This window comes from Colwellia sp. BRX8-9, assembly GCF_014077245.1.
GTDB lineage: Bacteria > Pseudomonadota > Gammaproteobacteria > Enterobacterales > Alteromonadaceae > Colwellia_A.
Window position 1 is genome coordinate 42,898 of the sequence record NZ_JACGVN010000021.1, and the last position, 18,371, is coordinate 61,268.

General features: G+C 37.5%; 19 protein-coding genes. 8 read left to right on the forward strand and 11 right to left on the reverse strand.

Annotation, left to right across the window (positions count from 1 at the left end; all coding sequences use genetic code 11):
* Positions 1 to 52 precede the first annotated feature (52 nt).
* The 7 genes from H4J70_RS15985 (at position 53) to H4J70_RS16015 (ending at position 5,321) form a co-directional block, all read left to right on the forward strand.
* On the forward strand, positions 53 to 1,420 hold the full coding sequence (locus H4J70_RS15985; RefSeq protein ID WP_404842497.1) for a nitrous oxide reductase family maturation protein NosD: 1,368 nt from the start codon (positions 53 to 55) through the stop codon (positions 1,418 to 1,420).
* A gap of 12 nt (positions 1,421 to 1,432) precedes the next feature.
* Positions 1,433 to 2,389: an ABC transporter ATP-binding protein gene (locus H4J70_RS15990; RefSeq protein WP_182251449.1), complete on the forward strand. Its 957-nt coding sequence runs from the start codon at positions 1,433 to 1,435 to the stop codon at positions 2,387 to 2,389.
* On the forward strand, positions 2,389 to 3,207 hold the full coding sequence (locus H4J70_RS15995; RefSeq protein WP_182216767.1) for an ABC transporter permease: 819 nt from the start codon (positions 2,389 to 2,391) through the stop codon (positions 3,205 to 3,207). The genes H4J70_RS15990 and H4J70_RS15995 overlap by 1 nt, the downstream gene beginning before the upstream one ends.
* On the forward strand, positions 3,207 to 3,728 hold the full coding sequence (locus tag H4J70_RS16000) for a nitrous oxide reductase accessory protein NosL (RefSeq protein ID WP_182216769.1): 522 nt from the start codon (positions 3,207 to 3,209) through the stop codon (positions 3,726 to 3,728). The genes H4J70_RS15995 and H4J70_RS16000 overlap by 1 nt, the downstream gene beginning before the upstream one ends.
* Positions 3,729 to 3,912: 184 nt before the next feature.
* Entirely contained in the window at positions 3,913 to 4,452 is a 540-nt protein-coding gene (locus H4J70_RS16005) for a DUF4136 domain-containing protein (protein ID WP_182216771.1), read from the forward strand.
* Positions 4,445 to 4,930 carry a hypothetical protein gene (locus H4J70_RS16010; protein ID WP_182216772.1) on the forward strand — a complete coding sequence of 162 codons (486 nt, stop codon included), beginning with the start codon at positions 4,445 to 4,447 and terminating at the stop codon, positions 4,928 to 4,930. Before H4J70_RS16005 ends, H4J70_RS16010 begins: the two co-directional genes overlap by 8 nt.
* Positions 4,931 to 4,997: 67 nt before the next feature.
* A complete protein-coding gene (locus H4J70_RS16015; protein WP_182216774.1) occupies positions 4,998 to 5,321 on the forward strand; it encodes a ribonuclease E inhibitor RraB in 324 nt (107 codons plus the stop codon).
* A 17-nt stretch (positions 5,322 to 5,338) separates the two neighbouring features.
* Here H4J70_RS16015 and H4J70_RS16020 read toward each other — a convergent pair whose 3' ends face one another.
* The 10 genes from H4J70_RS16020 to H4J70_RS16065 form a co-directional block, all read right to left on the reverse strand.
* Positions 5,339 to 6,325 (reverse strand): sensor domain-containing diguanylate cyclase, encoded by a 987-nt coding sequence (locus H4J70_RS16020; protein WP_182216776.1) that lies wholly within the window; start codon positions 6,323 to 6,325, stop codon positions 5,339 to 5,341.
* A gap of 138 nt (positions 6,326 to 6,463) precedes the next feature.
* Positions 6,464 to 7,093 carry a trimeric intracellular cation channel family protein gene (locus H4J70_RS16025; protein WP_070375615.1) on the reverse strand — a complete coding sequence of 210 codons (630 nt, stop codon included), beginning with the start codon at positions 7,091 to 7,093 and terminating at the stop codon, positions 6,464 to 6,466.
* 5 nt (positions 7,094 to 7,098) lie between these two features.
* Positions 7,099 to 8,082: a cobalamin biosynthesis protein gene (locus H4J70_RS16030; protein WP_182251450.1), complete on the reverse strand. Its 984-nt coding sequence runs from the start codon at positions 8,080 to 8,082 to the stop codon at positions 7,099 to 7,101.
* 178 nt (positions 8,083 to 8,260) lie between these two features.
* Positions 8,261 to 8,971: a 5'-methylthioadenosine/S-adenosylhomocysteine nucleosidase gene (gene mtnN, locus H4J70_RS16035; protein ID WP_182216779.1), complete on the reverse strand. Its 711-nt coding sequence runs from the start codon at positions 8,969 to 8,971 to the stop codon at positions 8,261 to 8,263.
* A gap of 439 nt (positions 8,972 to 9,410) precedes the next feature.
* Positions 9,411 to 10,085, reverse strand: a complete 675-nt coding sequence (locus tag H4J70_RS16040) for a DUF2726 domain-containing protein (protein ID WP_182216781.1) — start codon at positions 10,083 to 10,085, stop codon at positions 9,411 to 9,413.
* A 288-nt stretch (positions 10,086 to 10,373) separates the two neighbouring features.
* Positions 10,374 to 11,003 (reverse strand): dUTP diphosphatase, encoded by a 630-nt coding sequence (locus H4J70_RS16045; RefSeq protein WP_070375618.1) that lies wholly within the window; start codon positions 11,001 to 11,003, stop codon positions 10,374 to 10,376.
* Between the two features lie 88 nt (positions 11,004 to 11,091).
* Positions 11,092 to 11,661 (reverse strand): hypothetical protein, encoded by a 570-nt coding sequence (locus H4J70_RS16050; protein WP_182251451.1) that lies wholly within the window; start codon positions 11,659 to 11,661, stop codon positions 11,092 to 11,094.
* A 142-nt stretch (positions 11,662 to 11,803) separates the two neighbouring features.
* The gene (locus H4J70_RS16055; RefSeq protein ID WP_182251452.1) at positions 11,804 to 13,108 is read right to left on the reverse strand and encodes a hypothetical protein; all 1,305 of its coding nucleotides are present in this window, start codon (positions 13,106 to 13,108) and stop codon (positions 11,804 to 11,806) included.
* 113 nt (positions 13,109 to 13,221) lie between these two features.
* Positions 13,222 to 14,013 (reverse strand): outer membrane lipoprotein-sorting protein, encoded by a 792-nt coding sequence (locus H4J70_RS16060; RefSeq protein WP_182216788.1) that lies wholly within the window; start codon positions 14,011 to 14,013, stop codon positions 13,222 to 13,224.
* A gap of 9 nt (positions 14,014 to 14,022) precedes the next feature.
* Positions 14,023 to 16,602: an RND family transporter gene (locus tag H4J70_RS16065; RefSeq protein ID WP_259368068.1), complete on the reverse strand. Its 2,580-nt coding sequence runs from the start codon at positions 16,600 to 16,602 to the stop codon at positions 14,023 to 14,025.
* Between the two features lie 118 nt (positions 16,603 to 16,720).
* On the opposite strand from H4J70_RS16065, the gene H4J70_RS16070 reads away from it, so the two are divergent.
* Positions 16,721 to 17,029 carry a metalloregulator ArsR/SmtB family transcription factor gene (locus H4J70_RS16070; RefSeq protein ID WP_083277999.1) on the forward strand — a complete coding sequence of 103 codons (309 nt, stop codon included), beginning with the start codon at positions 16,721 to 16,723 and terminating at the stop codon, positions 17,027 to 17,029.
* A gap of 66 nt (positions 17,030 to 17,095) precedes the next feature.
* On the opposite strand, the gene H4J70_RS16075 is transcribed toward H4J70_RS16070, so the two are convergent.
* Positions 17,096 to 18,214, reverse strand: a complete 1,119-nt coding sequence (locus H4J70_RS16075; RefSeq protein WP_070375624.1) for a beta-ketoacyl-ACP synthase III — start codon at positions 18,212 to 18,214, stop codon at positions 17,096 to 17,098.
* Between the last annotated feature and the right edge of the window lie 157 nt (positions 18,215 to 18,371).

The following is an 18,371-nucleotide window of genomic DNA, read 5'->3' on the forward strand; positions in this document are numbered from 1 at the left end:
AATATTATTGATTTTTGGTGGTTGTCTCTTGGTAAAATGCAAATCAGTGTTTATATTTATTAGTGTGTTTTGTCTTTTTATTAAGCCGCTTTGCGCTGAAAATATTAAGCTGACGCCACAAGATAATTTACAACAACAGCTTGATAAAGCCGTTGATGGTGATGTTGTTATTCTTACTCCCGGTCGTTATTTAGGCAACTTCATTATTGAACATTCGATTACACTTTCAGCCCAGCGTGATGACTTAGGCAAAGTGATTATTGATGCGCAAGGTGATGGTCATGCTTTGCTACTGAAAAACTCTAACATCACCATAAAAAATCTCACCATAGTTAATTGGGGAAGTAACCTTACTGAGCAACATTCTGCTATTTATTCTGAAAAAAAATCCAGCCATATAGTGATTAAAAACAACAAGCTTAAAGGTGATGGCTTTGGTATTTGGTTACAAAAAAGCGAACACATAAAAGTCCTTAATAATACTGTTGAAGGTAATTTGAGCTTACGCTCAGCCGATAGAGGTAACGGTATTCAGCTTTCTATCGTGAAACATGCTGAAGTCCGAGGCAATGAAATATTTAACACCCGTGATGGGCTTTATATTATTTCTAGTCAAGAGAATATTTTAGAAAATAATACTCTGCACGACTTACGATATGGCATTCATTATATGTATTCATACGACAATTCGGTAATTAATAATTTTGCTTATAACACGCGAGCTGGCTATGCGCTAATGAGCTCTAGGCGATTAATTATCAGCGGGAATACAACGATAGACAGTGAAGATTATGGTTTTTTATTTAATTATATAACACAGTCAACTATCAGCAATAATATTGTTAAACGTGTTTGGACAAAGCCTGAAAATAAAGTATTAGGCCGTGATGGTAAAGGGCTCTTTGTTTATAATTCAGGTTATAACACTTTAAAAAACAATCTTGTCGAAGGCGCTGAAATAGGCATTCATTTAACGGCTGGTTCAGAAAACATTAAAATTTACGGTAACAGTTTTATTAATAACCCGACACAAGTTAAGTACGTTTCCAACAAAAAGCAAGAGTGGAGCTTAGCGGGTAAAGGTAATTACTGGAGTAATTACCTCGGCTGGGATATGAATAACGATAACATTGGCGATGTTATGTTTGAACCAAACGATGGTATCGATAAATTAGTTTGGCAATACCCAGAAATGAAAATGCTAATGGACAGCCCCGCGATTATTATTCTGCGATGGGTGCAACGTCAATTTCCAGTACTAAAACCACCCGGTGTGAAAGACAGTTTTCCGTTGATGTCCTCACCACATCACCGAAATACTGATGAAAACTTCTCAAGGGTACAAAAGATTAATGCCGAGGCACTAAAAACTGACACGGCAGATAATCAATCTGCTGTTGTGCAACGTGCAGAGCATTAAGGATATAAATTGATGAACACTACAGACAAAACACCTCTGGTTAAACTAACTAACGTGGGTAAAAAATATCCGAAATTAACAGCACTAGACTCTGTTGATATGCAACTTTCACAGGGAGAAGTCTTAGGACTTTTTGGTCATAATGGTGCGGGTAAAACCACCATGATGAAGCTTATTCTTGGCGTTATTGCGCCAAGTCATGGCAATGTTAAAGTGATGGGGATGGCACCAGATTCTAAAGAAGCTTGGCACATGCGCGCTAAAATTGGTTATTTACCTGAAAATGTTAGTTTTTATGAGCAATTAACCGGTTTAGAAGTGCTTAGTTATTTTGCTAAACTTAAGGGCTTTGACAAAAAACATGCAATGGCTTTACTCGAGCAAGTTGGGGTTGCTCATGCCATGAAGCGGCAAGTTAAAACGTATTCAAAAGGAATGAGGCAACGTTTAGGGTTAGCACAGGCTTTTATCGGCAATCCAGCTCTGTTGTTGCTTGATGAACCCACTGTTGGCTTAGATCCTATTGCAACCGCTGATTTTTATAAAACGGTTGATGATCTAAAAAGCCAAGGAACCAGTGTTATTTTATGTTCACACGTTTTACCCGGTGTTGAACAACATATTGACCGAGCGATGATATTATCTTCCGGCAAAGTGCTTGCTATGGGCTCTTTAGAAGAGTTACGCCAAGCCGCCGCCTTGCCCGTCACCATCAAAGTTGAAGGTTTGAATGGTTCGCTTCAAGGCGATCCTAAATTGGCTAAATTTTTAGTAGATAAAAATCATGGTGATTTACTGACGGTACCTGAGCAAGATAAATTAGCGACCTTGCGTCAGTTACTGAGTTATCAAGCGATTAAAGATGTCAGAGTTGATTCGGCCAATTTAGAGCAAGTTTATCAATTTTATTTATCACGCCATTTAGCTGACCATGTCGATAATAAAAATACCGTTAAGGAGCCCCGCTAATGAAACAAATATTAGCCGTTGCCAACAAAGAATTTCATGATGGTTTACGTAACCGTTGGCTAGTGTCAATTACTGTTATTTTTGCTATTTTGTCTATTGGTTTGACCTATTTTGGTGCTGCAGCGTCAGGGACAGTAGGCGTAACCTCTTTATCAACAACGATAGCGAGTCTGGCCAGTTTAGCGGTATTTCTTATTCCACTCATTGCATTACTGCTCAGTTACGACAGTTTTGTGGGTGAACAAGAAAGCGGCACCTTGTTATTATTGTTGACTTATCCCTTAAGTAAAAGCCAACTGTTATTAGGTAAGTTTTTAGGACAAGGCGGTATTATTGCACTTGCAACCCTTTTGGGCTTTGGCTCGTCGGCGCTAATCTTATATTATCAACTAAACGACAGTGCCGTTTTTAATGTTTTTGCTACCTTTATTGGGAGTGCTGTTTTATTAGGTTTAAGTTTTACTGCCATCGCTTATTTGATCAGTTTATCGGTAAGTGAAAAATCAAAAGCAGCGGGTTTTGCTTTAATCACTTGGTTTTTCTTTGCGTTAGTTTTTGATTTAGCGTTGCTGGCGTTATTGGTCGGTGTGGAACAAGGTATTAGCCAGCAGGGACTTACCCAATTAATGATGCTAAATCCAGCCGATATATTTAGATTAGTAAATCTTGCCGGCCTTGATAGTGGTGACGTTAATGGCGCTTTAGCGATTGCAATAAAATCGAGTCTGTCACAAGGGCAATTATTTAGCATTTTACTGGCATGGGTCATGGTACCTATCATTATTGCCATTTTTATTTTTAGGAAAAAAACACTCTAATGAATATTTTAAAGCCTAGCTTACCCCTTTTATTGATAACCCTATTGTTGGCAGCACTGCTGTCTGCGTGTTCTAAAAATGACGAGGTCGCCCAATCGTTACATGAAGCCGTGGCGATAGAAACAGCCGATGAATGTCATTTGTGTGGTATGTTAATTTCAAACTTTAGTGGTCCTAAAGGGGAATTATTTAGAAAGGGTCTTACTAAAGCGGAAGGCGATAGTGTGAAAAAGTTTTGCTCGACTCGCGATATGTTTAGCTTTTACTTAGACCCTGAGAATAAGCGAAATGTTACCACCATATTAGTACACGATATGAGTAAATCACCGTGGAAAACACCAAATGACCAATACTTTATTGATGCCCGCAACGCATGGTTTGTTGCTGGCTCAATTAAAACAGGTGCGATGGGTAAAACGCTGGCAAGTTTTAGTAAACAAAAAGATGCGCAAACCTTTGCAGCTGAATTTGGTGGTAAGGTCATTAATTTTACCCAAGTTGATTTATCTGTGTTGATGTAAGCTATTTACACAAAACGCTCTGCTGTTATTTTATTACTTGCGCAAATAGTTGTAATTTTTTTTCAGCAGGGTAGGCTAAAGTTATCCTTTTCATTATCTATGCCTTTTATTCTTGATTAAAAATAGCCAGCCAATATCTTTTCAGCTTATTTTTTTAATAACCTTGCTATGCTTTTCAGCACTAATGCTCTCAGGTTGTACATTATACCAACCGGCCATTTCAAAATATCAAACTAACTTTAATTTTTCAAAGGTAAGCAGCTACGCTTTTTATAAGCGTAACTCTGACTTTGGCCAGTTTCAAAATATTAGTTATACCACGCGTAACAGTATTGAATTAGCCATAGAGCAAGTATTAGATAAGAATGGTTTTATTTATAATACGCTAGATGATGCTGATATTGTGATTACTTATCATCTTGTTAATGAAAACACTAAGGAATTATTAACCTACAATAAAGGGGTGCTTTATTGTTCTCTTTGTTTGCGTGGCGGTGAAGCGCAAGCGGACAAAAAACAGTGGCAAACTAAACCGGGAAGTTTAATTATTGATGTACTCGACCCTGAAAAAAAACGTTCAGTTTGGCGAAGTGTTTACCCTTTGAAAATTAATGCTAAAACCGATAATAGTAGAGAGGCTCAATTGAAAATTTACCGGGCTATTGATGCGATGATAGATAAATATCCTCATTCTCGTGATGCAAGTAAAGCTAACAATGCTTAAATGGTTAACGATAACACTGATAGCCGTAGTGATTTTTATTACTATTTTATTAGGCTTGGGGTATTTATTAAAAGAACATGAAATAGCAACAACGCACTTAAAACATCAGCTTGATCAGGAAAGGGCTGCTCAAAAAAGCAAAGAAAAAAGAAATAAACACAAGCTTAACACGGTTATTGAAACCTCTCTTGTTAACGTTGCTGCCAAGACGAATACATTAACAAGTAAAACCTTTGTCTCGGTCAAACAAAAAATATTGCTAGAAAATTTAACCTGCTCATCAAAAAAACAATGTGTGTTAGTTAACATTACCTTTGGAGAGTTAACATGTGCCTTTGCTATTAATACCATTGGCGCCTCTTTATTAGCGAAAACAGCAGGTGAGTCGAGTTCAGTGGCAAGGTGTCCTCGCTACCCCGCAAAGAGTCAATTGAGTTGTCAGAATAATTTATGCAGCTACTCAAACATTAATAATTAACTCTCCTGTGGAGTTGAAGAAAATAGCGGTTTATAATGAAGTACTTTTTACCCAGATAATAACTTTTATGACCTTTCCAAATGATGAAACAGGCCAAATTTTGGCTGAAATGCAAGATGCTGGTATTGATTTGTCTATTATTCATCCCGTCGTGTTTTTTCAATTGTTCGAAAAAAAAGAACAAGCCCAAGCAATGGCTGATTATTTAGCAGAACATGCACCTGAAATGGAATTAGTCATTCATCCTGATGAAACACCTAATGTTTGGGATTTAGATTGCACTGTAAAAATGCTACCTTGCTACGATGGGATTGTCGCGCAAGAAGCACAGCTTGAACAACTTGCTGCAAAGTATAATGGCTATAACGATGGCTGGGGAATGGAGGCTTAAACAGAGGAATTCGACGTTTAACTTTCTTTGTCTTCGTCCCAAAAGGCATAATGATTTTTGCCTTTTCGTTTCACCGAATACATCGCTTTGTCAGCTCTCTCATAGATATTGGCAAAGCTTTCATTATTTTTTTCAAAAACGCATATCCCGATACTTAAATTAATTGATATTTTTATCCCTTCAATTTCAGTGGGTTTAGCTAATATTGTTAAGATCGACTGCGCTAATAATTCAAGGGCTAGTCTATCGGTTGTTTTACAAATAATCGCGAATTCATCACCTCCGAATCGGGCAATTAAGGCGTCTGTTGGTGCTAAGGCATCAAAGTTACTGGTAACATGCAGCAGTAATTTATCGCCCACTTTATGTCCGTAAATATCATTTATTGATTTAAAATCGTCTAAGTCAATAAAAAATAAGGCACCACCACAATATTTACTGGTGTTAGTGTAGACTTCAAAATTATGTTGAAGGGCTTTTCTGTTCAGTAAGTTAGTGAGCGGATCTAAATTAGCATATTGAGCTAACTCTAATTCATAAAGTTTTTCTTGGGTAATATCAGTATGTGTTCCTGTCATACGTAAAGGATTATTATCATCATCAAATTCAATAACCCTACCGCGATCAGATACCCATACATCACCTCCGTCCTTGTGCTTCATGCGGTAAGTCATATAAAAGTAGGGTGTTATTCCCGCTAAATGTTCTTCAAATGCAGCGATAACTTTTTCTTTATCATCTGGATGTAAGTTGTTTTTCCAAGAGGATACTGTTGATTCAATTTCATTGGTTTCAAAACCGCACATGCTACCAAACGCTTGATCTAATATTTTTAACTGCCCACTAGGTATGTGTTGCTCCCAGATAAATAAACCAGTTCTATCTAGAGCCGCAGATAAGTACTCAGTTAATTTTTTATGTTCATCTTTAATAAGCTCATTTTCTTGAGTTAACATGACTATTTTGTTGGATAGTTTTTCAATGATTTTATCTTTATCAGTCATAAAATAGTTCGATGAGTGTTATTAATGGCTTAGTCGCTTAATGAAATCATAAAGTGATTAAAAATTAGTCTTTAGTATCTCTTAATTATCTAACAGAAACAAACAACTTATCGACATCTGTAAAGCACTGAGCTGGCATTATTTACTTTCTTCTTTTTCAACAATATGAAACGCTGGCAGTGAAACTCGCCAATAAATAGCGGCTAATCTCAGCGTCAATGCGCCAAGAATTGCAGAAATGATGGCGATATTTTCTGGCCAAGCTAAGTATCGAAATAACGCATACAAAGAGCCACCTAAGATCGCAGCAGTAGCATAAATTTCTTTTTGTAAGATCATTGGAATAACATTACATATAACATCACGGATCATCCCACCAGCAACACCGGTAATGGTGCCCATTACAACAGCAACAAATACAGGAGCGCCTAAACTTAATGATTTCTCAGTACCTAAAACAGCAAATAATGCTAAACCAAATGCATCAGCAATCAGTAAAAAGCGCTTTGGAATACGCTTAGGACGGCGAATAATGATAATTGTTAACACTGCAGTTAATAAAATAACATAAAGATAAATGGGATTGGCAACCCAAAATACTGGCGTATCTAAAGTAATATCGCGGATGGTACCGCCGCCAATCGCTGTCACTGCGGCTAATACGACAACACCAAAAGGGTCGAGCTTATACCGCCCCGCCATTAATGCACCCGATAAGGCAAAGACAACAATACCAAATAAGTCTAACCAGTAAAGAAGTTCATACATGTTTGTTACCTATTAATATTGAACGAGTAAATAAATAATGTCAGTAGTGTTAAAAATAGAAAACAAAAATAGAACACTTGGCTAATACGTTTGCTGGCATGAATAATATCAGTAGCTTGAGGCTGCCTTCCGTGATCGTTGTAACTTGTTTTACGTAATTTTATATTTTGATACATAGCCACACCACCAAGTTTAACCTCTAATGACAAAGCAAATAAATTGAGCACATAGCTATTATTTAATTGAAAAAAGTAGCGGTGATTTAACCGAAAAAATAAAACGAAATTTTTGCCAATACAACCAAACAGCAGGATTAATGAAAAGATACGGCTAGGTAGCCATTGTATAATGTTGACAATAAAAGCAACACTGTCGCCAAAAGGTTGAAAACTATTTTGTTTGTTATTCCAGCTGTAATGCATCTCAATAAGCAATCGACAAACTAAAGCAGTAAGTGGACCAAAAAGTAAAAATACCAAGCTAATAGTGAATAGATTTTGCACCGCTCGAAGCAATAACATTTCAATACAGCTCTTTGCTAAGCCTAAAGAGGAAAGCTGTTCGGTATTACGCAACAGCCAGGGGTTTAATAACTGTTTAGCCTCGAAATTTTTGTTGGCGACAATTAACTTGGCAATCTCTTTACTTGTTTTTCCTAGTTGTAAACAGCCTAAGGCAAGATAAAGTAAAAATCCCTGCCAAAGCCAGGTGGCCTCAACAAAAGCTTCAAATAACCAAAGAATAATGACTATAGGCGTAAGGCTAACTACAATAGCAATTAAACCAGAAATAAAACGCTGACGGTCAGTATTCTTACTTTTATTGACTTTTTTGGCGAGCTGATCGCAAAAAATTCGAAAAAACCTTAAGGGTTGATGACTCGCTAAATAGCCAGTAAAAAGCTTAACCAAAATAACACCGTAAAGCATGACAACTGAATAGGCGAAAGGGCTGATATCAATTAAGTTTGTTAGATTATTAGCAGTCATATTTATAGCCATTCCATTAAATTATTGCTCACTTATGCGGGTTAAAATACTCCAAACCTGCGGCGCACTCAACGCCTATAGCCAGTGATTAGAAAATCGTCAGCCTTGCCTTGATATATTCTCCTTGCGCGAACAAGCTCACAAAATTAGTGGAGTTGGTATCGATTAAACTTAGGGCTTAAGTTAACTTTTTACCTTGCAATGCGTCGAGCATATTTTCAACTAACTGAGATGAATTCACCGAAGCTGTTTCTAAATAAGCTTCAAAGGAGGTAGGAGACTCTTTACCTGCTATATCAGACATAGAACGAATAACCACAAAAGGCACCTTAAATTGATGACAGGTATGAGCAATTGCGGCTCCTTCCATTTCAACCGCGGCCATAGTCGGAAAGTTAGCGCGGGCTTTAGCAATATCATCATCAGCAGTCATAAAGGTATCGCCGGTAGTGATTAAACCCAGTAAGGTCTGGATATTTTCTAATTCAGCAACACCTGCCTGTGCGGCTTTAACGAGTGTCGGGTGAGGAATATAGGCAGCTGGATTGCCTGGTAACTGACCAATCTCATAGCCAAAAGCGGTAACATCGACATCGTGATAGCGAACTTCTGAACTAATGACAATATCGCCTACTTTTAGTGATTGTTCAAAACCACCAGCAGAGCCAGTATTAACAATATAGTCAGGCTGGAACTTATCAATTAAAATCGCGGTTGCTAAGGCAGCAGCCACTTTACCAATACCCGATTGTACAATAACGACATCACTGCCGTTGAGTTGCCCTTGATAAAAGGTATAACCTGCATGTTCGGTTGTTACTGCATGAGTTAATTTTGCTTTTAAAATAGCAACTTCTGGCTCCATTGCGCCAATTATTCCTGCTTTCATTTTATTTCCAATTCGTTGATAACATCTAATAAAACAATTATAACGTGAAGATTCCCAGATGTCGTATATTTATGTTGAGGATGGCCTTTCTCAGACATCCTGTCTTTCTAGGCATTAGTGCATCCTTGCACGTCAACGGTATAACGCGGTGCTGTGATTACATGGATGTAGGAAGTAGAGTAACGCAGGAGCAGTTACCGAGATGGCAAAGAGCGTATATGTTCAGGATGGCCTTTCTCAGACACCCTGTCTTTCTATGTATGAGTTCAATAGGCACAAGATTATACGTCAACGATATATTACGATCACATTGCCACTCTCAGCCTTTATGGCATTAAAACTGCCAAGCACGTTAATTATATCTAAGGGAAAACAAAAAAGTCAGCGATTTAAATCGCTGACTTTTTATTTTAATAATGAGTTAATTTTATTGTAGAGTTTAATGAGGTAATGCGGCTACTTGCGGTGCAGGGATACGTTGCGACATAGCATTGCCTGTTGATGAGCCTAATTGCGCACGAGCGGCAATAGGAGACAAAGCGCCAACTTCTTCTCTATTTCTATTGGGTCGAGGTTTTAGCATGGGAGCAGGAATAATTTTTCCTTTAATTTTTGGCTCTGGTGGTCTGTTTCCTAAAAGTCGACTGTAAATACAAGCGCGGATCTCGTCAACGGTATAATTAGTTTTCACTTTAATACGAATATGAGGAATTGAAGATGCTTCTAATGCGCCGCTGACAAACCAGTCTTTTTTGATTTTATAGCCTTTACCTTGGGTATCAACTAAATCAATAACGCCACATAGCTTCATACTCTCACGATCACAAATAGCAAAGTCTAAGTATTTACTTTCGGCATTCGCTGATGCTGTTTGGCTTGCTCTGTTCGACACACCATGACGAATAGTGACAATATCAGCAAGTTTTACTCGATTAATAATACGGTATTTACCACCAAGGGCTTGTTCGAGCAAATTCTGAAAATTCTTCTCTGCTGGCGTAAAAAGACTTTGCTTTTTATCAAATGGAAAAGGAAAACTATTGTCGTTTAAGCGGCTAGCTAACAAAGCGACAATAACAATTAGGCTGATCATGGCAAAGAGAATTAATTCCATACACTGCTCCGGCGGTTCAAATTCTTGACGGTCTTCTTAATAACTGTTGAATAAGCAGAATTTGTGCCACAGATCATAATTTTGCTAGATTCTTTTAATAACCGTTAATTAAGCAGCATTTATGCCATAGATCTTAATATAAAAGGGGTGTTTTAATGACCGTTCGGAAAGTAGAATTTATTCTATATACTTTAAGCTAAAAGACTGTTTGAGCATGGGAGAAGGGTGGGGGATAAAAGACTCTAGTTATTATTTATCTAGAGTCTTCATTAGGTTTTGAGCGAATAATTATGCTGGGTATTTTGCCTCAAGTGCTGCATAAAGTTGTTGCTGAAAATCACTTGCACTGGCATCTAAGGTATTAACTAAATTAGCTAATACTTCATTGTCTTCTTCGCCATGCCAAACTTTGATATATGTCCCTTCTTTATAACCGTGGTCTTGACGGAAAAAATTCAAGGTGTTTTTGCCAACATATTGACGAAATAATTCATCTAGGTCCATATTCATCAAACGCATACAATCAGCTAAGGCAATCGCATCAAAACTTTTGTTAGTAACGGCGGCTGACGCTAGGTTTTCAAGGGCAATTTTAAAATCTTTTTCGCCTGAGCTTTCAGTGAGTTCTGTTGCTAAGGTGTCAGTAATACTTGTAACGGTTTCGCCTGTCATTAAACGTAAGCTTAATCCAAAATGAAAAATATCAACCAACTCCAGTTGCACTTGCGCAATATCTATTTCTTGATGTTTCCACCATTTCCATCCGTGATGGTCTAACATTTCAGCACACTCAACCCAAATGGCGCGATACCACTCATAACCATTTTCTTGCCAGGTATCACTAACACGAGTATTCATCGCGTCTTGCATGGTTAGCATTTGTTTTATTTGATTTTGTGCTGCTGAATTTGCGCTCATTTTTTTCTCTATTATTTGTAAATATCTATGGGGACTATTTTGCCGTAGAGAAAAGAAAGAAACAAGCAAACAAACGATGGTAATTTAATTAAAAAACTACCGCTAACTCAATACCGCTAAAGGCATAGTTTTTTGCTTGCCAGTTATAACCACTTATTTCACGAAAACGAACAAATGCTGTAACTTTTATTTGCTCAATCATCATCGAACTACCAATCCCTATATAGCCATCTGAATCGTTGTCATTGTAATGATGGTCAAAGTTATCATTTTCGAAATCTGTACTATAGCCCTTGTTTCTATGTGAATAGCCATCGTCACTTCGATCATTAAAGGCAAGCTCAAGTAGATCAACGCCAAATTCAGCATAAAGACTAAAGTTAGAAAAATAACCTATTTTTATACCGCCTTCCCATGCAATAAAACCATGTTGATAATCAAAGGTATCGGTAACCCTTGCATAGCCTATTGAGCTATTAACCGAGAAACCTAAATAACTATTAAGTTTACGATGAATTACCTCTACGCCAACACTTGAGTAATAGTCACTGTCGTTAGTTGCATGCTTAATAGAAATAATATAATCATTAGATTTCATTGCGTAACTGTTCAAAGAAAACAAAATGTTAAAACAGATGACGATAATAATTTTGTTCATAATAAGCTCAGCAGAATATTTACAGCCATTCTCATCTTATTACGGGTAAGTTTCAGTGATCTAATTGTTAGGATATGCTGAAAAACTGTAAGTTATTGTCAGATTAATTCTGTAGACATTGAGCCTTTAGTGCTGGCGTCATTTAAAAGTGGGCTTTTACTCTAAGCCAAGCATTGCTGTTTTGTTGATGTTGACCAAAAAAAGTATACTTTTCTTCACCCCAAAATAAATTCGCCCCAGCCGAGAATAACCACTTATCGCTATAGCGATAAGTTATTGAAGGTTTAAGATAACCATCCTTGTCTGTGGGAGAATAAAAGTTAAAAACGCTATAAATTAATTTTTGCTGCAATGTTCTGTAGGTTAAGCGAAAGGTTAATAATTGACGGTTTTCATCGACTTCTGTTGCTGGCGTAGCAGAATGGCTAATAAATTGCTGATAATGTTTGGTTTGCTCAACATAGAACTGAACGCTAGCGGTCAGGTTTTTAATTACTTCTCTTTCAAACGCCACTAAAAACCTATTTTGACCATTAGCAATAAAAGGGTTAGTGCCGTTATTATCCTCAATACTGTTATAACTTGCATATTCAGCATTAAATAATCCGCCGGCTAATGACAATCGAACACTGGCTCCCCAAGCATTCATTTCTGGAAAATAAGCTTGTGGTGGCTGACTGTTATCTTCTGTAATACCTACGGGAGTTGGCCAAAAACCTTTATAACCATACAGCGCATATTCCACGCCATTATTGTTAGTCGCAAGGCGCGCTGAAAATTGTGCTTTATTGGTTTCTTTTACCCTAAAATTATCAGCGGGTGCAACAATGGCTTGTGCTTGCGGTGAATAAAAAGAAAAACGTTCGCCAGTGATGTAAACATCAGGGGTGAACTCAGGAGTCCAAGTGAGATCAAGTGAATAGTGACCAATATACCAAGTACCTTTCGCACTATCTGAAGGCGCTTTTAGATATTGGTCATCACGTCCTGAGAAGAATGATTGCCAGTTTTTTGCAAACAAGTCGTTAAGGAAAATATAATCACCGGTACCCCATGTCAGAATTTGCCGACCTAACTTAACATCTGTTTTATCTGAGGGGCTAAAACGGATATTTAATTCGCGTGTTTGCAAAAAAGTATTTTTTAATACATCGTCATAAATTAACTCTGCTTTTGAAACCAGCTCAAAAGATTCATGACTGTAATCAAGATTAACGCGTGTGGTGATTTCACTTAATGATGCGTTTGACTCAACAATATTATCCTGTAATAAATAGCCATAACCTGCTTCAACAAAACCTGAAAACTTCCAAGGTGAAACTGTTGCTTCGCTCCACTCATCACCCCAATTATCTGTTTCGTTTGCGAGAACATTAGCGGCAAAACTTGCGCTAACGACACAGAGGCTGCTCACTAGAAAAAAGAAATTTTTTACTGATTTTTGCACGATAATTTTGTCCATTTTTTGTTAAGCAATATAAAGACTAATAATCACGATACTGAATTAATTTCAGCAGCTAAAACGGGTCAGGATGAGTTCATACGATCACCCTTAGCTGATTAATCTAACCACTCTTTCGGTGGGTTACGTAAACTGCGCTCAGAAAAAATATCATTGGGTAAGCCAACATTATATTTAACATTTCTAAATTGCATTTCAGTATAGCTACCATCGGAGTGTTGAGTTATTTTTGAATGCATAACCGTGGTAAAACCATCAATAACTTCAGTTTTTAATACTTGCAGAGAACGTGATTTTTTACCTTGGCTGTCATAAAAGTCAACTTGCATCGGTAAAAAAGTGTTTTTATCAACACTGACAATATAATGATCAAATTCAACACTGTTTAGATCTTTAGGCTGAGCCTTGATCGTATAAAAGTTGTTATCAGTTTTTAACAGGGTAAAGTTATCTTCTGCGGGGTTTCTGCCTGAAACATCCTCATAAAAAAAATGTGCGCCAACAAAAGAAGTACGCTTATCACCGGCTGAAATACGTTTTACTAAATCTAGTGCTGGCAAGTACAACCAGCGGTCGTCATCGCTTGTGACTTTTTTAACTACACGAAATACCGTACCTTGGACATCGGTGGGGCGAGAGAAGAACACTAAAATGTCTTGGTTACCTAAATCGGTTTGGTCTTTACGCAAGATGGTAAATTGTCGCATCTGCTTATTACCCTGCGCATCAACAATAATCATACGTGCTTGGGCACTACCATCATCAGCAGAATAATATGAGGCTAAATTTGCCTTAGTAATAATTTTATTAGCATCGGTTAGATCGCCAGCATGGCCAACAAAACTTGAAAGGGAGTAGACCAGTATCAATAGTTTTGATAAATATTTCATCTTTATATCCTATAGTTGTTCAGTTTTTAGGTTTTGCTTACCAGCAAAAAGGGTCATTAATGCCGGCAATAGCACTAAAGTAACTAACGCCGATAGCGCCATAATACTCGCCAGGAAAAAACCAACGGTAATATAAGGCATTAATGGTGAAAGTAATAATGGGGTAAAACCAACCGCAATAACTATTGCATTGCGTGAAATTGCTCGGCTTGGCTCTTGGAACATTGCGGTTAATGCTTGTGTTAAGCTGCCCAGTTCTTTCTCTAATTCTCGTGCACGTTGGAGAAAATGAATGGCAAAATCGATAGATAGTCCTAATGTGAGCGCCGACAACACCGCGATAGGCATATCATAGTCTTTACCTATCCAGCCAATTAATCCATAGATCATCGAAATAGTAAGTGTTAGCGGCAACATGGCTAAAATACCGTACTTGAAAGATCGAAACAGTAAAACCATCATCAAGAAAACGATGACAAATGAAGATAATAGACTGTCGATCATCCCATTTACCATCGCGTCTTGCCAAACAATGTTTAAATAAGATTTACCTGCCCATTGATAACTAATATTTTTTGGCATTGGATTGTTGGTAATGTAAGTCTCTGTCCAGTTAACAACTTTGGTAGTGTGTTGATTGTCGCCACTAGTCATTTGCAACCATAAGAGACTTTTTTGGTAATCTTTAGTGACAAAATGCCATAAGTCTTGTGGACGATGTGATGACTGATATTGCAATAATGTTTGCGCAACGCCATTGCTTGTTTCAGGCAAAGTAAAGTCTTTATCTTCACCGGAGAAAAGCTCACGATTGACCGTTTTAACGATATCAGCCAAGCCATTACTTTTACCAACTAAACCTGTAGCTAGTAACGCTTGTTGAAAGTCGCTTTGCCAGTTTAATAACGTGGGGTCTAGAAATACTTTGCTGTCGTTGAAAGCGCTATCAGCAATATTGACTAACTGCTCAATAATAACCTGGTCTTTATCAGGGGCAGAAAACGTTAAGTCATCTAATAAAACCAACAAATGCTGATTGAATAATGACTCTTTTTTAGCCGAGTTAACGTTATTTATAAAGGTATGAATTTTTTTAGCGCTAGCTGAATCAGCGGTAAACGTTGCCAGAACTTCTTTGAATTTTTTTACCTCGCCGTTATTGTCACCCTCGTTATTGTTAAACACTAACCAAGCATCATAAGTACCAGCAAAATGTTCATTAAGTACCTTGTCAGCAATTCTTATTTCGTGATCCGCTTTAAACCAATTAACAGGATTATCATTAATTTCAATACGACTAACGCCTTCAATACTAATTAAAAATAAGGCAACAAAGCCGATAAGAATAAGCTTGGTTTTTTGAGTAGCAAAACTGCCTAACCGTTCTAATACATCGGCTAATCTGCCTTTTTTCTCCATACGCACTATAGCGTCATGCAATTTGGCTAAAGTTTCAGGTTTTAAACGAGAAATATAAGCAGGGACGTAAATAATTGTCAGCGCGAATGCCAATAAAATACCAGTACCAATAAAAGCACCAAAGACTTTTACCGGCGGAATAGGGGTTAGCATTAACGAATAAAAACCGATAGCAGAGGTGATTGATGTATAAAGCATTGGCGTATATAAATGCTTCATGACACCTTTTACAACATCGCCGGCATCATCACCTGTTTTATATTTTTCAGCAAATTCAGAGAGAATATGAACTGAGTCAACCACTGCTATTGGCATTAAGAATATAGCGATCATTGATGACATAATATGAACAGTAAAGCCCATACCGATGAGTGAGCCCATGACTATAATCACCGTAGCCATCGCGACCACCATAGGTGCAATTATTAACGGAAAATTGCGAAAAAAGTACCAAAGTAAAACAAAAATAGCTAAACCAGCAAGTGGAGCTGCAACACCCATTTGAACAAACATCTCATAGCCAAATTGGTCTTCAGCGACAGGTAAACCTGTGATATGAAAGTCTACATTAGCCACCAACTCTGCGGGAAAATTGCCACTGATAGTACGAATTTTTTCGGCAATATTATAACTCATGTCTTTGGCTTGAATAGGCACGTAAATCGCTATCGCTTTGTTGTCTCCAGAAACTATGGTGTTGTTAAGCATAGGTAAGCGTTTTACGGCTTGTTGAATGGCTAAGCTGCCTTCGAGTGAAGACGGTGCCTGCTTCATTAGATATTCAAAGCGTATGCCGTTATTTTCACCTTGGTTATTTTTTTCTTGGGTAATATTGTCAACAACACTCAAGGATAATAAATCTTGTTGAATAACCCCTTCAATTTGTAATATTTCTGTTGAAAGTTGCTCAACAACCTGTAATGCACTAGGAGTAAAAATACTATTTTTACTAACAATTCCAACGACTATCATATCGCGCATTTGAAAGTCAGCTTTTGTTTGGTTATGAAAAACACGTGCTGGCGCATCACTGCTCAGCATATTTTCAGGGTCGGTATCTATTTTCAGGTTTGGCATCATCGCCAGACTAATTGCCACCATTAATAAGACTAAGGTGTAAACAAGTTTAGGTTTCTCAATAGCGAGTTGCAGCAGTCTGGTGTAATTCAAAAGGGATCCTTAACTGAAAAGTTATTATATTAGATAAATGTAATGTACTTTTATATTAGCACTATCTAATGTAATATCAATTAATATTTACTTTTTGCTGACAATAAAGACCCAAATGATGAATAATGAAACTCAAATAGACATAGCTGAAATGCGTGGTAATGCAACTCAAGCCGCTGAGTTACTGAAGGCGATGAGTAATGAAAATAGATTATTGATACTTTGCTATTTAGGTGAGAAAGAAATGTCGGTATCAGAGCTTAATGGTTTTATTGATTTGAGCCAGTCGAGTTTATCGCAGCATTTAGCTCGATTGAGAAAAGACGGCTTGGTAAAAACTCGCCGAGAATCACAAACGATATACTACACAATTGCTCATCCATCGATAGTAAAGCTAATTACTTTTTTACATAGTGAGTTTTGTTAAAGGTTAAAGGTTAATTAACGATTAAGTCACAGAGGTTTTTCTCAGTGACTTAACCGCACAGCAGAATTAAATATGCTCTATAACGATACAGCCTGCCGAATAACCGGCACCAAAAGAACAGATTAAAGCTTTATCGCCAGTAACCATATCATCATGATTCAAGTGAAAAGCAATAATAGAACCCGCCGAAGCCGTATTTGCAAACTTGTCTAAAATAATTGGCGCTTCATTGCCCATAGGGTCACGGCCTAATACTTTCTTTGCAACAAAGTTATTCATGTTGATATTGGCTTGATGTAAAAATAATCTTTTTAAATCTTTAGCTTCAACATTTGCTTCTGCCATTTGCTCGGTAATTAATTGAGAGACCATTGGCAGTACTTCTTTAAAAACTTTTCGTCCTTGCTGAACAAACATTTTGTCATTATCAAGCATGGTTTCTGGATCACATTTATTGATATGACCAAAGTTACTACGAATGTTATTAGAAAAGGTCGTGATCGGCTTCTTAGTTAATATTTTAAAGCAATGGTCAGCCGTAGCGGTTGCTTGTTTTTCAATAACAATAGCCGTTGCAACATCGCCAAAGATAAAGTGACTGTCGCGGTCGCGTAAATTAATTTGTGGAAAATTGAGTTCAGGGTTAATCACTAACACTGTTTTTGCTGTGTCGCCATGCAAAGCATTTGAAGCATTCATAATACCAAAGGTTGCCGATGAACAAGCGACGAGCATATCGTAAGCCCAACCTTTACAACCTAGTTCTTTTTGTACTTCAATGGCAATTGCAGGATAAGCGCGTTGTGTGTATGAACAAGCAACAATGATTAAATCGATATCGTCTGCTGTTTTATTTGCTGCAGCCATCGCTTGTTTCGCGGCGCCAACAGCCATTTCTGCTTGTGCTGATAATTGCTCATCACTACGCTGAGGAATAAGTGGCATCATGGTTTTAGGGTCAAGTGCGCCGTCTTTATACATAACATAGCGACTTTTAATGCCTGATGCTTTTTCAATGAATTCACTTGAAGACGGTTTTAAGGCCGTTAACTGCTCACTGTTAATAGCGGCGGCATTTTCAATATTATAGTCTTCAACATATTGATTAAATGCGGTGACTAATTCATCGTTTGAAATACTGTGTGGTGGTGTAAATAGACCTGTACCACTGATCACGATTGACATGTATTTTCTCCGTTTGTAATTTTCTAGTGGTCGTACCATGAGACTTATTGTATTAAAGTACAAGCACTTCAATGCTTTTAATTTATCTGTTATGGATTATACCCGTTACTGATAAAAGTGCACTGTCAAAAATTTAGCTTGTTTGACAGACGTTAAC

Excerpts from the sequence above, each read along its gene's own strand:
- H4J70_RS15990 (WP_182251449.1), top strand. The coding sequence starts at position 1,433 with ATGAACACTACAGACAAAACACCTCTGGTTAAACTAACTAACGTGGGT.
- H4J70_RS15995 (WP_182216767.1), top strand. The coding sequence starts at position 2,389 with ATGAAACAAATATTAGCCGTTGCCAACAAAGAATTTCATGATGGTTTA.
- H4J70_RS16000 (WP_182216769.1), top strand. The coding sequence starts at position 3,207 with ATGAATATTTTAAAGCCTAGCTTACCCCTTTTATTGATAACCCTATTG.
- H4J70_RS16005 (WP_182216771.1), top strand. The coding sequence starts at position 3,913 with ATGCTCTCAGGTTGTACATTATACCAACCGGCCATTTCAAAATATCAA.
- H4J70_RS16010 (WP_182216772.1), top strand. The coding sequence starts at position 4,445 with ATGCTTAAATGGTTAACGATAACACTGATAGCCGTAGTGATTTTTATT.
- H4J70_RS16015 (WP_182216774.1), top strand. The coding sequence starts at position 4,998 with ATGACCTTTCCAAATGATGAAACAGGCCAAATTTTGGCTGAAATGCAA.
- H4J70_RS16020 (WP_182216776.1), bottom strand. The coding sequence starts at position 6,325 with ATGACTGATAAAGATAAAATCATTGAAAAACTATCCAACAAAATAGTC.
- H4J70_RS16025 (WP_070375615.1), bottom strand. The coding sequence starts at position 7,093 with ATGTATGAACTTCTTTACTGGTTAGACTTATTTGGTATTGTTGTCTTT.
- H4J70_RS16030 (WP_182251450.1), bottom strand. The coding sequence starts at position 8,082 with ATGACTGCTAATAATCTAACAAACTTAATTGATATCAGCCCTTTCGCC.
- mtnN (WP_182216779.1), bottom strand. The coding sequence starts at position 8,971 with ATGAAAGCAGGAATAATTGGCGCAATGGAGCCAGAAGTTGCTATTTTA.
- H4J70_RS16040 (WP_182216781.1), bottom strand. The coding sequence starts at position 10,085 with ATGGAATTAATTCTCTTTGCCATGATCAGCCTAATTGTTATTGTCGCT.
- H4J70_RS16045 (WP_070375618.1), bottom strand. The coding sequence starts at position 11,003 with ATGAGCGCAAATTCAGCAGCACAAAATCAAATAAAACAAATGCTAACC.
- H4J70_RS16050 (WP_182251451.1), bottom strand. The coding sequence starts at position 11,661 with ATGAACAAAATTATTATCGTCATCTGTTTTAACATTTTGTTTTCTTTG.
- H4J70_RS16060 (WP_182216788.1), bottom strand. The coding sequence starts at position 14,013 with ATGAAATATTTATCAAAACTATTGATACTGGTCTACTCCCTTTCAAGT.
- H4J70_RS16070 (WP_083277999.1), top strand. The coding sequence starts at position 16,721 with ATGAATAATGAAACTCAAATAGACATAGCTGAAATGCGTGGTAATGCA.
- H4J70_RS16075 (WP_070375624.1), bottom strand. The coding sequence starts at position 18,214 with ATGTCAATCGTGATCAGTGGTACAGGTCTATTTACACCACCACACAGT.